This window comes from Streptomyces sp. NPDC021115 (assembly GCF_044333065.1).
GTDB lineage: Bacteria > Actinomycetota > Actinomycetes > Streptomycetales > Streptomycetaceae > Streptomyces.
Map to the genome: position 1 here is coordinate 177893 of NZ_JBIRQF010000010.1, position 14400 is coordinate 192292.

Below are 14400 nucleotides of genomic sequence, written 5' to 3' on the forward strand. Positions count from 1 at the left end.
AGGCCCTTCCCCCGGGACCCGCCTAGCCTGGGCGCATGTCCGACAACGAGCTGGGAGACTTCCTGCGCGTGCGGCGCGCCGGGGTGCGGCCCGAAGACGTGGGGATGGCGAGCTACGGCCTCCGCCGGGTGGCCGGGCTGCGGCGCGAGGAGGTCGCCGTGCTGGCCGGGGTGAACGCCGACTACTACGCCCGTCTCGAACAGGGCCGTGAGCGCCATCCGTCGGCCCAGGTCCTCGACGCCCTCGGCCGCGCCCTGCACCTCGACACCGACGCCCGCGCCCACCTCCACCGGCTGGCCGGGATCGCGCCGAACGACCGCCCGGCCGCGCGGCGGGACGTGGTGAGTCCGGCGCTGCGCCAGCTGATGGACGGTTACGCCCACACCCCGGCCTTCGTCCTCGGCCCCGCGCTGGACCTCCTGGCCAGCAACGCGCTGGCCGACGCCCTGTACTCGCCCTTCGACCCCGCGGACAACCTCGCCCGCATGGTCTTCCTCGACCCGTCGGGCCGCGACTTCTTCGCCCAGTGGGACTGGGCCGCCCAGGCCACGGTGGCCAATCTGCGCGAGGCGACCGGCCTCGATCCGGACAACCCCCGGCTGCGGGCGCTCATCGGCACCCTGACCGAGCGGAGCGCCACGTTCTCCGCCCTGTGGCGGGCCCACACCGTGCGCGGCAAGACCCGGGACGCCAAACAGCTCAGCCACCCGGACGTCGGCCCGCTCACCCTCACCTACCAGGCGTTCGACGTCCGCGACGCGCCCGGCCAGCAACTCGTCATCTACCACGCGGAGCCCGGCAGTCCCAGCGCGGAGGCGCTCTCCCTGCTCGGCACCCTCGGCGCCACCCGGCGCCGGACGGCGTCCGGCCCCCGCTGAAATTCGGTGGCCGGGTGCCGTCCTGCCCGGCACGCTTGTCGGCCATGGAACACCCGTCCCACCAGATCCGCGCACTGCACACCCCCACCACGGTCACCGTCTACCAGGCGTACGGCCCGCACATCGGCCTGCCCGCGGCCCGCGACGGCCGGTTCCCTTCCGCCTGGAAGCGGGACCGGATGACCTGGATCAAACCGTCGTTCCTGTGGATGATGTACCGCTGCGGCTGGGGTCTGAAGGAGGGCCAGGAAACCGTCCTGGCCGTCGAGATCACCCATGAGGGCTTCACGTGGGCGCTGCGCAACGCCTGCCTCTCCCATTACGTACGCGGCCTCCACCCCGACCAGGCGGCCTGGAAGCGCCAGCTGCACCGCTCGCCCACCCGCGTCCAGTGGGACCCGGAGCGCGACCTCCATTTGCGGCCGCTCCCCCATCGCTCCCTCCAGCTGGGCCTCGCGGGCGAGGCGGCCCGCCGGTACGCGGACGAGTGGACGGTGTCCCTCACCGATGTCACGCCGCTGGCCCGCGAGATCCATGCCCTGGTCCGGGCGGGCAGCCTCGACGAGGCGGCCGAGCGCCTGCCCGAGGAGCGCCCCTACCCGGCGGGCGACGATCTCCTCTCCCACCTTCGGGTCGCGTAGCTCCCGGGGCGTTGACGCGCCCTGTCCTCCCCCATATCTTTCGTTCGAAGTTCTGAGCGACGTACGGGATTTCGAACGACAAGATTCGGAACGGGAGACGCATGCCCCGCACACGCTGGAGACTCGGCCTCACCATCGGCGCCCTGCTCGCCGGTACCGTCACCGCCGTCCCCACGGCCGCCACCGGCGCTCCCGCGCACACGGCGGCGGACACCACCGACTACACGCTGTCCGTCGACCCGTCCGCCAAGGGCCCGGCGATCGACGACTCGATGTACGGGGTGTTCTACGAGGACATCAACCGCGCGGCCGACGGCGGTCTGTACGCCGAGCTGGTCCAGAACCGGTCCTTCGAGTACGACCCCGCCGACCACTCCTCGTACACCCCCATGACCGCGTGGACCGAGGCCGCGACCGGCGGCGCCACCGGCAAGGCCGCGGTCGTGGACGACGACGGGCGGCTGAACGAGCGCAACCGGCGCTATCTGCGGCTGACGCTCGACGGCACCGGCGGATCGGCGGCCCGGTACGGGGTGACCAACTCCGGTTACACCACCGGGATGGCCGTCAAGGCGGGCGAACGCTACGACTTCTCGGTGTGGGCACGCACCGACCAGCGCTCAGGTACGCCGCTGACCATCGGCCTCGGCGACGGCTCCGGCAGCGACGCGCTCGCGCGACCGCTGCGCACCACCGTGCGCGGCGACCGCTGGACCAAGTACACCGGCACCCTCACCGCCACCGCCTCCAGCGCCGCCGGACGGCTCACGGTCGCCGCGGGCGGCGGCGGCACTCTGCGGCTCGATATGGTCTCGCTCTTCCCCCGCGACACCTACAAGCACCGCCCGAACGGCCTGCGCAAGGACCTCGCGGAGAAGATCGCCGCGCTGAAGCCGGGCTTCCTGCGCTTCCCCGGCGGCTGTCTGGTGAACACCGGCAGCCATGAGGCGTACGAGGCGCCCAACTGGCCGCGCAAGCGGTCCTACCAGTGGAAGGACACCGTCGGCCCGGTCGAGAGCCGCGCCGTCAACGCCAACTTCTGGGGCTACAACCAGTCCTACGGCATCGGCTACTACGAGTACTTCCAGTTCGCCGAGGACATCGGCGCGACGGCGCTGCCCGTGGTGCCCGCGCTGGTCACCGGCTGCGGCCAGAACAAGGCCACCGACGACCCGGCGCTGCTGAAGCGCCACATCCAGGACACCCTGGACCTCATCGAGTTCGCCAACGGTCCGGTGACCTCGACATGGGGCAAGAAGCGGGCGCGGATGGGCCATCCGAAGCCGTTCGGCCTGACCCATCTGGAGGTCGGGAACGAGGAGAACCTGCCGGACGAGTTCTTCGCCCGGTTCACCGAGTTCCGCAAGGCCATCGAGGCCAAGTACCCCGACATCACGGTGATCAGCAACTCCGGCCCCGACGACAGCGGGCAGACCTTCGACCGCGCCTGGGACCTGAACCGGGCGGCGGGCGTGGACATGGTCGACGAGCACTACTACAACAGCCCGCAGTGGTTCCTGGAGAACAACCAGCGCTACGACGCTTACGACCGCTCGGGCCCGAAGGTGTTCCTCGGCGAGTACGCCTCCCAGGACAACAAGTGGTACAACTCGCTCACCGAAGCGGCGTACATGACGGGCCTGGAGCGCAACGCGGACGTGGTCAAGCTGGCCTCGTACGCGCCGCTGCTGGCGAACGAGAACGCGGTGCAGTGGCGGCCGGACATGATCTGGTTCGACAACTCCGCCTCCTGGGGCTCGACCAGCTACGAGACGCAGAAGCTGTTCATGAACAACGTCGGGGACCAGGTCGTGCCGAGCAAGGCGTCCGCCACCCCCGCCCCCAGCGAGCCGATCAGCGGCGCCGTCGGCCTGTCGACGTGGGCCACCAGCGCGGCGTACGACGACGTCAAGGTGACCGCCGCGGACGGGTCGACGCTGCTCAGCGACGACTTCTCGGGCGATGACGCGAAGTGGACCAAGGCCACCGGCACCGGTTCGTGGGCGGTCAGGGACGGCGCGTACGTCCAGTCCGACGCCGCCGCCGAGAACACCATGGTCACGGCAGGCGACAAGGGGTGGCGCGACTACGACCTGCGGGTGAAGGCGACGAAGAAGTCCGGCAAGGAGGGCTTCCTCATCGCGTTCGGCGTCAAGGACACCGGCAACTACTACTGGTGGAACCTCGGCGGCTGGGGCAACACCCGCTCCGCCGTGGAGAAGGCGGTGGGCGGCGCCAAGCAGACGATGGCCGAGGACGGCACGAAGATCGAGACGGGGCGTACCTACGACGCGCGCGTCGAGGTGCGCGGCCGCCAGGTGACGCTGTACCTGGACGGCAAGAAGTGGGGCAGCTTCACCGACGACAAGGTGGCCGAGCCGTTCCGCCAGGTGGTGACGCGGGACAAGGCCACCGGTGAGCTGATCGTCAAGGTCGTCAACGCGCAGAGCACGGCCGCCCGTACCCGTATCGACCTGGGCGGGGCCAAGGTGGCGCGGACGGCTAAGGTGACCACGCTCCAGGGCGCGCCGGACGCGGTCAACACCGCATCCGAGCAGCCGGTCGAGCCGGTCCGGTCCAGGCTCGACGGGGTGGCGAACACCTTCACGTACACCTTCCCGGCGGACTCGGTCACGTTCCTGCGGATCAAGACCAAGCGCTGACACACGGCAGCACGGAAGGGGCGGGGCCGGCAGCGGTCCCGCCCCTCTTCGCGTCAGTCCTCGCCGGCGGCGGCGCGCCGGGCGCTCTCGCGGCGCGGCTTGAGCGGGGCGTCCTGGTCGCTGAACAGCTCCGGATGCTTCGTCCGGATCTTCTCCACATCGCTGAAGACCAGCCGCAGATGGGAGCGCAGCGCCTCGTCCGCCCGATCCAGATCGCCCTCCTCCAGCAGGTCGACCACCTCGCGGTGCTGGCCGATCAGCAGCGACATCTGCTGGGTCATGGGCAGCGAGAGCCTGCGGGCCCGGTCCAGCTGGGCCTTGGCCTGGCTGACCACGGGCCATGCCGAGCCGTGTCCGCTCACCGCCATCAGCCGGGCGTGGAACTGCTCGTCCAGCTGGAAGAAGCCCGCCATGTCGGACTGCGCGTCGGCCTCCTCCTGGGCGATCAGCAGCACCCGCAGCTCGGCCACATCGCGCGCCGTGGCCTTGCCGACGGCGTCGCGCAGCGCCGCGCACTCCAGCGCCTCCCGGATGAACTGGGCGGAGGCCACATCGCGCTCGCGGATGCGCGAAACGAACGTCCCCATCTGCGGGTAGATGTCCACAAGACCCTCGTCGGCGAGCAGGATCAGGCTCTCGCGGACAGGGGTGCGGCTGACGCCCAGCTCGGCCGCCAGGTCGTTCTCCGACACGGCAGAGCCGGGGGCCAGCTCCAGGCCGACGATGCGTGAGCGCAGCACCTCATGGACGAGCTGCCGGGTGTTGCGCCCCCGGGAGCGTGCCGCGTGCAGTCCCTCAGCCGATGCCATCCGACCCCTTCCGAACTCTTGACCGATCTCGCTGACGTACTTGTATGGTAGCCGACCAGCAGCCCGGGCTCCACCCCGGAGCCGGTGCAGTGAGGAGCAGATACGCATGGCCACGATCACGGAGGCGACGGTCATCGTCACCTCTCCCGGTCGCAATTTCGTGACCCTGAAGGTGACCACGTCCGACGGTGTGACCGGACTCGGCGACGCCACGCTGAACGGGCGCGAGCTGGCCGTGGCCTCCTATCTGGAGGACCACCTCGTCCCGCTGCTGATCGGCCGCGACCCCGCCCGCATCGAGGACACGTGGCAGTACCTCTACAAGGGGGCGTACTGGCGCCGCGGCCCGGTGACCATGACCGCGATCTCGGCGGTCGACACCGCGCTGTGGGACATCAAGGGCAAGGTCGCCGGGATGCCGGTGTACGACCTGCTGGGCGGCAAGGCCCGCGAGGGGGCCATGGTCTACGGCCACGCCAGCGGCGGCGACATCCCCGAACTGCTCGACGACGTCGCCCAGTTCCAGGAGATGGGCTACCGCGCGATCCGCGCCCAGGCCGCCGTCCCCGGCTCGCCCGGCACGTACGGCATCCGCCACGGCACGGTCGCCACCGTCTACGAGCCCGCCACCGGCGCCCTCCCCGAGGAGCAGCCGTGGTCGACCGAGGCGTATCTGGACTTCGCGCCGCGCTATCTGGAGGCGGTCCGCGAGCGGTTCGGCTTCGACTTCCACCTGCTGCACGACGTCCACCACCGGCTCAGCCCCACCGAGGCGGGGCGGCTCGGCCGCAGCGTGGAGGATCTGCGGCTGTTCTGGATGGAGGATCCCACCCCCGCCGAGCTCCAGGACTCCTTCCGCCAGATCCGCCAGTCCACCACCACCCCGATCGCGGTCGGCGAGGTCTTCAACTCCATCTGGGACTGCGAGCAGCTCATCACCGAGCGGCTCATCGACTACATCCGCGCCTCGGTCGTGCACGCCGGAGGCATCACCCACCTGCGGCGGATCTTCCATCTCGCCGAGCTGTACCAGGTGCGCACCGGTTCGCACGGCGCCACCGACCTGTCGCCGGTGAGCATGTCCGCCGCCGTCCATCTGGACGTCACCGTGCCCAACTTCGGCATCCAGGAGTACATGGCGCACGATCCGCTCACCCATGAGGTGTTCCGGCCGACGTACGAGCTGCGCGACGGCGCGCTGCACCCCTCGGAGGCGGCAGGGCTCGGCATCGAGCTGGACGAGGAGGCGGCCGCCCGCTTCCCGTACGACCCGAAGTACCTGCCGGTGAGCCGCCGTACCGACGGGTCGGTGCACGACTGGTGAGCACCGCACAGCGGCTGTCCCTGGCCACCCTGTCCGCCGTACCGGAGGGCCTGCGCCCGCCGGTCGGCCCGCGCGCGCTGCGCCCCCGGATCGTGCACCTGGGGATCGGCGCCTTCCACCGCGCCCACCAGGCGCTGGCCACGCAGGCCGCCGAGGCGGCGCACGGCGGCGGATGGGGCATCGCCGGGGTCACCCAGCGCAGCCGGGCGGTGGTGGACGCGCTGCGCCCCCAGGACGGGCTGTACTCGTTCACCGAGCGGCGGCCCGAGGGCCCGGTCACCCGGGTGGTCGGCTCGGTGACCGAGGTGCTGCACGCCGCCGACGACGCCGCCCGGCTGACCGGGCTGCTGGCCTCGGAGGACGTCACCGTGGTGACGCTCACCGTGACCGAGAAGGGCTACCGGCGCGACCCGGCCGGGGGCGGCCTGGCACTGGAGGACCCCCTCGTACGCGCCGACCTGGCGGGCTCCGCAGCCCCCGCGACCGTCGTCGGTCAGCTCGCCGCCGGGCTGCGCGCCCGGCTGCGGGCGGGCGGCGCGCCGCTGTCGGTGGTGTCCTGCGACAACATGGCGGCCAACGGCGCGGTCCTGCGGCGCCTGGTACGGGACTTCGTGGCGGCGAGCGGCTGGGACGAGCGCGACCGCCTCCTCGACTGGCTGACCGGTTCGGTGGCCTTCCCCGCCACCGTCGTCGACCGCATCGTGCCCGCCACCACCGACGCCGACCGCGAGACCGCGGCCCGTGCGCTCGGCGTGGCCGACGAGGGCGCGGTGACCGGCGAACCGTTCACCCAGTGGGTGCTCCAGGACATCTTCGCCGCCGACCGCCCGCGCTGGGAGGAGGCGGGCGCCCGGTTCGTCGCCGATGTGGCCCCGTACCAGTCCGCCAAGCTCCGGCTGCTCAACGGCGCGCATTCGCTCCTCGCCTACCGCGGCCTCGCCGAGGGCTGCGAGACCGTGGCCGACGTCCTCGCCACCCCCTGGGGCGAGGCGGCGGTGCGCGCCTACTGCGCGGAGGCCGCGCAGAGCCTGCCGCCCGCCGAGGGCCTGGACCTGCCCGGGTACATCGACAGCCTCGTCGTCCGCTTCGCCAACCCCGCCATGCACCACCGGATCCGGCAGATCGCCATGGACGGATCGCTGAAGATCCCCGAACGGTGGCTGGCCCCGCTGCGCGAGTTGCGCGCCGCCGGGCGGGACACCCCCGAACTGGTGGCGGCCCTCGCCGCCTGGGCCCGCGTCACCCGCGACCACCCCCTGGACGACCCCGAGGCCGAAGCGCTGCGCCGGGCCTGGGACGCCCGGCCCGCGCGCGACGCCCTGCGCCGCCTGCTGAGCCTGCTGGGCGCCGACGACCTCGCGGACGACACCGCCCTGGTCGCCTCCGTGGCGGCGGAGCTGCCCTCCGCCGCCCGGCCGCGCTGACCACACGCACCACCCCTTCAAAGGAGAGCCGCCTTGAAGACCCCCAGAGTCGTCCCCGCGACCGGCACCCCACCTCAGGACGAGGCCACCGCCGCGCCACCGCGCCCGCGCGGGCTGCGGCACAACACCCGCTGGCTGATGGCCTTCCTCTGCTTCCTCGGCATGACCGTCAACTACGTCGACCGTGCCACCATCTCCATCTCCCTGCCCTATATGACCGATGACCTGCACATCGGCCCCGAATGGCAGGGCGTCATCCTCAGCATGTTCTTCGTGACCTACGCGCTGGGCCAGCTGCCCGCCGGGGCGCTGATCGACCGGTACGGCGAGAAGAAGATGTTCGCGCTGGGCGGGCTGATCTGGTCGGTGGTCACCGTCGCCACCGGCTTCGTCCGGGGCATCGGCAGCCTGCTGGTCGCCCGGCTGGCGCTGGGCGCGGGCGAGGCCCCGGCGTACCCCTCGTGCGCCAAGTCCGTCTCCCGCTGGTTCCCGGTCCGCGAACGCGCGCTGGCCAACAGCGTCTGGGACAACGGCGCCCGGGCCGGTACCGCGGTCGCCGCCCCGGTGGTCACCGCGCTGATCGCCTGGCAGGGCTGGCGGATGGCGTTCTGGGTGACCGGCGGGGTCGCCCTGCTGTGGGTCGCGCTGTGGCTGAAGGCGTACCGCGAGCCGTCCGCGGCCGGGGGGATCAGCGCCGAGGAGCGCGCGTACGTCACGGCGGGCGGCGCCCGGCTGGAGGAGACCCCGGGCGAGGACTCCGCCGCCGAGGGCACCGAGGAGACGGCGCCGGAAGGGCCCGCGGTGCGCTGGCGGGACCTGTTCCGGTACCGCACGGTCTGGGGCATGATGATCGGCTTCTTCTGCCTCAACTACGTCATCTACTTCTTCATCACCTGGTTCCCCAGCTACCTCGTCGACGCCCGCGGCTTCGACCTGCTGAAGCTCGGCTTCTACGGCGCCCTGCCCGGCCTCGTCGCCATCGGCGGCAGCCTGCTCGGCGGCTGGACCAGCGACACCCTGCTGCGCCGCGGCTGGTCGGTGACCCGGGCCCGTAAGACCTGCCTGGTGTGCGGGATGCTGTTCTCCTCGGTCATCGCCTTCGCCGTGCTCGTCCCCAGCGCCATGTGGGCCCTGACGCTGCTGTCCGTCAGCTACGCGAGCCTCGCCTTCTCCGCCGCGTCCGTGGCCAGCCTGCCCGCCGACGTCGCGCCCACCCCGCGCCATGTGGCCTCGCTCGGCGGCATCCAGAACTTCGCGTCCAACCTGGCCGGTGTGCTCGGCTCGACCACCACCGGGCTGCTGCTGGGCTTCTTCAACCACTCCTTCGTCGCACCGCTGATGCTGTCCGGTGCGCTGTGCGTGGTCGGCGCGCTCACCTACGGGCTGGTCATCAAGCGCGTGGAACCCCTGCGGATCTCCGCCGCCTGAGCCCCCTTCATCCCCGCACGCACATCACGCACCAGGAGAACCACCTTCGATGAACGACGCCACCGCCGCCGTCCTGCACGGCCCGAAGGATGTGCGCATCGAGCGGCGCCCGATCCCCGAACCGGCCCCGGGAGAGATCCTGGTGGACATCGGCGCCGTGGGGCTGTGCGGCTCCGACCTGCACTACTACGCCCACGGCGAGAACGGCCCCAATGTGCTCCGCTCCCCCACCGCACTGGGCCACGAGGCGGCCGGAACGGTCGTGGCGGGCGACGGCACCCACCCCGTCGGCTCCCGGGTCGCGATCGAGCCCGCCGTCCCCTGCGGACGCTGCGCCGCCTGCCGCGGCGGGCGCTACAACCAGTGCCACGACGGCCACTGCTTCGGCTCCCCGCCCACCGACGGCGCGCTCATCGGTCAGCTGGCGGTGCCCTCGGAGTTCGCGCATCCGCTCCCCGACGACCTCCCGCTCACCGCCGGAGCCCTGATCGAACCCCTCGCGGTCGCCCTGCACGCGGTGCGCCGCGGAGGCGTCGCCGTCGGGGACCGGGTCCTGATCACCGGCGCCGGGCCGATCGGCCTGCTCGTCCTCCAGGCGGCCCGCGCGGTGGGGGCGGGCGAGGCCGTGGTCACCGATGTCAACCCGGGACGGCTCGCCCACGCCAGCCGCCTGGGGGCCGACCGGGTACGGGACACCGCCCACGAACCGCTGCCGCGGGAGCAGGTGTTCGACGTCGCCCTCGACTGCTCCGGCATCGAGACCGCCCTCGTCGGCGCCGTGCGGGCGCTGCGCCCGGGCGGTACGGCCGTCGCCGTCGGCAACCCGGTGCGGCCGCTCACCGCGCTGCCGCTGGCCTGGATGCAGCGGCAGGAGCTGACCCTGGTCACCGCGTTCCGCTACGCCGGGGAGTTCCCTGCCGCGGTGGCCCTGGCCGCGGCCGGACGGGTCGACCTGGAGTCCCTGGTGACGGCCCGGTTCCCGCTGGAGCGCACGGCCGAGGCGCTGCACACGGCACTCACCGACGCCCGGCAGCTGAAGGTCGTCATCGAGCCCTGAGCAGGGGCCGTCGCGGAGAGCGCCGCAGAGGCCGTCGCGGGAGACGCGGCAACGGACGTCACAATGGACCCATGTCCAAGCGCACGCGCCGTACCACCCCCGTGACCTGCCCCTGCGGACTGCCCGCGCCGTACGCCGACTGCTGCGGCCGCCTCCACCGTGGGGAGGCCACGGCGGCCACGGCCGAGCAGCTGATGCGGTCCCGGTACAGCGCCTTCGCGGTCGGGGACGAGGGGTATCTGCTCCGCAGCTGGCACTCGACGACCCGGCCGCCCCGGCTCGAACTCGGCCCGGGGCCGCGGTGGGTGCGGCTGGAGATCCTCGGCACGACGGACGGCAGCGCGTTCCACTCGTCGGGCACGGTGGAGTTCCGCGCGCATTACGTGGACGGCGGGCACGCGGGCGAGCAGCACGAGAACAGCCGCTTCACCCGAGAAGGGGGCGCGTGGGTGTACGTGGACGGCGTGTCCCTGCCCTGAACGCGCCCCCACCCGGGCCCCTCGGCACCGCCGAGCGGTGATTGTTCTCCATGATGTCGCCCACGCCTTCTGGCGCGCCGTCATCTCCATGGCGATGCTGGGGCGCTGTGCGTGGGAACCACGCGCCTCCCATGGCCCCATGGAGCTGCCATGTCCCGTGTCGCGTTCACCAGACCCGTGGCGGCGCTGGCCGCCGTCTGCGCCCTCGTCCTGGGTGCCGGAGGCCAGGCCGCCGCCGACGGCACCCCCGCCCCCGCCCCCGAACCCCTCCCGCGCTCCTCGTCGGAGATGCTGCGGCCGATCGCCCCGCCGGCCGCCGTCGGCCCCGCGTCCGGCACCCGGTCCGTCACCGAGGACGACGGAATCCGCACCGCCCGCTCGGAGCGCCCGGTGGCCCCGGGCGTGAAGCTGACCTCGTACGACCGGCTGGAGTCGGACAAGTGGCTGCGGGCCGACGCGCTGTCGGTCGACCTCACCGGCTCCGCGAAGGTCGACTATCTGCACACGGACAAGGTCGCCCGGCGCGAGCCCGTCTCCCAGCTCGCCCGGGAGCACGACGCCGGGCCGGGGCGCCGCACGGTCGCCGCGATCAACGGCGACTTCTTCGACATCAACCAGACCGGTGCCCCCGAGGGCACCGGTATCGGCGACGGCCGGATGGTCAACTCCTCCAAGTCCGGCTCCGGCAACGCGGTCGGCATCGGCCCGGCCGCCGCGGGGCGCATCCTCCAGCTGTATTTCGAGGGCACCCTGACCCTCCCGGACGGCCCGCGTCCGCTCGCGGCGGTCAACGCCTCCGACGTCCCGGGGGGCGGCATCGGCGCGTACAACGCCCAGTGGGGCGAGGCGGACCGGGCGCAGACCGTGGACGGGGCTCGGCGCACCGCCGAGGTCACGGTCGTGGACGGCAAGGTCACCACGGCGGCCGGAGCGCCCGGCAAGGGCGCGATTCCCGAGGGCGCCACCGTGCTGGTCGGCCGCGACGCCGGGGCGGACGCCCTCCGCGGGCTGGCGGTCGGTGACGCGGTGTCGTGGGAGTACCGGCCCCGTACCGACAGCGGCGACACCCCTCGTACGGCGGTCAGCGGCCGTGAACTCCTCGTCGTGGACGGCGAACCGGTCGGCCACGACGGCGAGGGCAACAACACCCCCGCGCCGCGCACGGCCGTCGGCTTCTCCCGGGACGGCCGCACGATGCAGATCCTCACCGTGGACGGGCGGCAGGCGGACAGCGGCGGGGTCACCCTCACCCAGCTGGGCCGGATGATGAAGGACGCGGGGTCCTACAGCGCGCTCAACCTCGACGGCGGCGGCTCGTCCACGCTGCTCGCCCGCGAACCCGGCAGCGACACGGGCCGGGTGGAGAACAGCCCGTCCGACGGCAGCGAGCGCCCCGTGCCCAACGGGCTCGCCTTCACCGCCCCCGACGGCAGCGGACGGCTCCGGGGCTACTGGGTGGAGACGGCGACCGGCGCGGCCGACGCGCCCACCGCCGATCCCGTCCGGGGCGGCCATCCGGAGCGGGTGTTCCCGGGTCTGACCCGCCGTCTCACCGCCGCGGGGTACGACGAGACGTACGGCCCGGCCGAGGGCACGCCGCACTGGCAGTCGGCCGACCCCCGGGTCGGACGGGTCGGCGCCGACGGCACGTTCACCGCGCGCCACGGCGGCGACACGACGGTCGTCGCGCGGCGCGGCGCCGCCCACGGCTCGATCGGGCTGAGCGTGCTGGACGATTTGAACCGGATTCAGCCCACCACCCGGCTGCTCGGGCTCGCCGACGCCGGGGCCACCGGCCGCTTCGGGGTGGTCGGGTTGGACGCGCACGGCACCAGCGCGCCCATCGAGCCGTCCGATGTCCGGCTCACCTACGACCACGCGCTGTTCGACATCGCCCCGGATCCGGCGACGGGGAACTTCACCGTCAAGGCCCGTGGCGACCGGGCCGCGGGGCAGGTCAAGGTCGCGGTCGGCGGCGCCGTCACCGTACTCGCCGTCACCGTGGGCCTGACCGACCAGCCGGAGGCGTCCTTCGACGACGCCGGGCGGTGGACGTTCAGCCAGGCCCGCGCCTCGGGTTCGGCGCGGGCCACGCCCGACGGCCGCAGCGGCACCGGTCTCGAGCTGACGTATGACTTCAGCCAGTCCACCGCCACCCGCGCCGCCTATGTCACCCCGCCGGAGCCGATCGCGGTGGACGGCCAGCCGCAGTCGTTCGGGCTGTGGATCAAGGGCGACGGCAAGGGGGCGTGGCCGACCCTCCACCTCAAGGACGCCGCGGGCTCGGACCAGTTGCTGCGCGGCCCCTACATCACCTGGACCGGTTGGCGACATGTCGACTTCACGGTCCCGGCCGGGATCGCGTATCCGCTGAAGGTGAGCCGCTTCTATCTCGCCGAGACCGCCGCCGCACGCCAGTACACCGGCGGTGTCACCCTGGACGACCTCACCGCGCAGGTCCCGCCCGCCGTCGACCTGCCGAAGGAGGACGCGACCCCCGACCCGCTCATCTCCACGGCCGCGCGCACCGAAGGCCGGGACTGGCGGTTCGCGGTGATGTCGGACGCCCAGTTCGTGGCGCGCGCCCCGGACAGCCCGCTCGTGGCCCAGGCCCGCCGCACCCTGCGGGAGATCAAGGCGGCGAAGCCCGACTTCCTGGTCGTCAACGGCGACCTGGTCGACGAGGGATCGCCCGCCGATCTCGCCTTCGCCCGCCGGGTGCTGACGGAGGAGCTGGGCGACGACCTGCCGTGGACGTACGTGCCGGGCAACCACGAGGTGATGGGCGGCTCGATCGAGAACTTCACGGCCGAATTCGGCCCCGCGCACCGCACGTTCGACCACCGGGGCACCCGCTTCCTCACCCTCGACACCTCACGTCTGGGACTGCGCGCCGGTGGCTTCGACCAGATCAAGGAGTTGCGGAAGCAGCTGGACGCGGCCGCCGACGACCGGGCCGTCGGCTCGGTGATGGTGATCGAGCACGTCCCGCCGCGCGACCCCACCCCGCAGCAGGGCAGCCAGCTGAGCGACCGCAAGGAGGCCGCGCTGCTGGAGAACTGGCTGGCCGACTTCCGCCGCACGACGGGCAAGGGCGCCGCGTTCATCGGCAGTCATGTGGGCACCTTCCACGCCTCGCGGGTGGACGGCGTCCCGTATCTGATCAACGGCAACGCGGGCAAGAACCCCGCCACCCCGCCCGGCCGGGGCGGCTTCACCGGCTGGTCGATGGTGGGCGTCGACCATGTCTCGCCGGGGCAGCGGGCGGCGGCGCGCCGCGCGCCGTGGACCGGCGGGCCCGACTGGGTGTCGGTGCAGACCCGGGCCCATGTGGACGGGCTGACGGTCACCGCGCCGGACGAGCTGCGCACCGGGCAGGACGCGGACGTCACGGCGGCGGTGCTCCAGGGCGAGGGGTCCGGTGCCCGCACGGTGCCGGTCGGCTGGCCGCTCAGCGCGGACTGGACCGGCTCGCCGAACGTGTTCATCGGCGATGTGGCCCGCGCCCGGCATCCGGGCCGCCATGTGGCCGCGTTCGACCCGGCGACCGGGAAGCTGACCGCGCTGCGCCCGGGCACGGCGACCCTCGCGGTCACCGTGAACGGCGCGACGGCGCAGGCGCGCTTCTCCGTCACGGCACGCGCGGCGGCGAACGCCGCCTAGGGGTGGCGGCCGGTGGGTGCGGGGCTCCCGCTCC

General features: G+C 72.9%; 10 protein-coding genes. 9 read left to right on the plus strand and 1 reads right to left on the minus strand.

Translation table 11 applies throughout. The annotated features are described in order from the left end of the window. Nucleotides 1-35 precede the first annotated feature (35 nt). The 3 genes from ACH4TL_RS28370 (at nt 36) to ACH4TL_RS28380 (ending at nt 4182) form a co-directional block, all read left to right on the plus strand. Nucleotides 36-878 (plus strand): helix-turn-helix transcriptional regulator, encoded by an 843-nt coding sequence (locus ACH4TL_RS28370; RefSeq protein WP_398320955.1) that lies wholly within the window; start codon nt 36-38, stop codon nt 876-878. A gap of 44 nt (nt 879-922) precedes the next feature. Next, nucleotides 923-1519, plus strand: coding sequence for a DUF4291 domain-containing protein (locus ACH4TL_RS28375; protein ID WP_398320952.1), 597 nt, complete (start codon nt 923-925; stop codon nt 1517-1519). A gap of 101 nt (nt 1520-1620) precedes the next feature. Then, the gene (locus tag ACH4TL_RS28380) at nt 1621-4182 is read left to right on the plus strand and encodes an alpha-L-arabinofuranosidase C-terminal domain-containing protein (RefSeq protein WP_398320949.1); all 2562 of its coding nucleotides are present in this window, start codon (nt 1621-1623) and stop codon (nt 4180-4182) included. 53 nt (nt 4183-4235) lie between these two features. Here the strand turns inward: ACH4TL_RS28380 and ACH4TL_RS28385 are convergent, their stop codons facing one another. Continuing rightward, entirely contained in the window at nt 4236-4991 is a 756-nt protein-coding gene (locus ACH4TL_RS28385) for a GntR family transcriptional regulator (protein ID WP_398320946.1), read from the minus strand. 106 nt (nt 4992-5097) lie between these two features. Here ACH4TL_RS28385 and manD point away from each other — a divergent pair, with 106 nt between their 5' ends. The 6 genes from manD to ACH4TL_RS28415 all read left to right on the plus strand — a co-directional run bounded on the left by manD (nt 5098) and on the right by ACH4TL_RS28415 (nt 14366). Then, complete coding sequence (gene manD / locus ACH4TL_RS28390; protein ID WP_398320943.1) at nt 5098-6315, plus strand: D-mannonate dehydratase ManD; 1218 nt, start codon at nt 5098-5100, stop codon at nt 6313-6315. Continuing rightward, nucleotides 6312-7739, plus strand: coding sequence for a mannitol dehydrogenase family protein (locus ACH4TL_RS28395; RefSeq protein WP_398320940.1), 1428 nt, complete (start codon nt 6312-6314; stop codon nt 7737-7739). Before manD ends, ACH4TL_RS28395 begins: the two co-directional genes overlap by 4 nt. 33 nt (nt 7740-7772) lie before the next feature. After that, the gene (locus ACH4TL_RS28400; RefSeq protein WP_398320937.1) at nt 7773-9167 is read left to right on the plus strand and encodes an MFS transporter; all 1395 of its coding nucleotides are present in this window, start codon (nt 7773-7775) and stop codon (nt 9165-9167) included. A gap of 49 nt (nt 9168-9216) precedes the next feature. Beyond that, nucleotides 9217-10224, plus strand: coding sequence for an NAD(P)-dependent alcohol dehydrogenase (locus ACH4TL_RS28405; RefSeq protein WP_398320934.1), 1008 nt, complete (start codon nt 9217-9219; stop codon nt 10222-10224). Nucleotides 10225-10295: 71 nt separating this feature from the next. Beyond that, the gene (locus ACH4TL_RS28410; protein ID WP_398320931.1) at nt 10296-10703 is read left to right on the plus strand and encodes a YchJ family protein; all 408 of its coding nucleotides are present in this window, start codon (nt 10296-10298) and stop codon (nt 10701-10703) included. 150 nt (nt 10704-10853) lie between these two features. Beyond that, complete coding sequence (locus ACH4TL_RS28415; RefSeq protein WP_398320928.1) at nt 10854-14366, plus strand: phosphodiester glycosidase family protein; 3513 nt, start codon at nt 10854-10856, stop codon at nt 14364-14366. Nucleotides 14367-14400 lie beyond the last annotated feature (34 nt).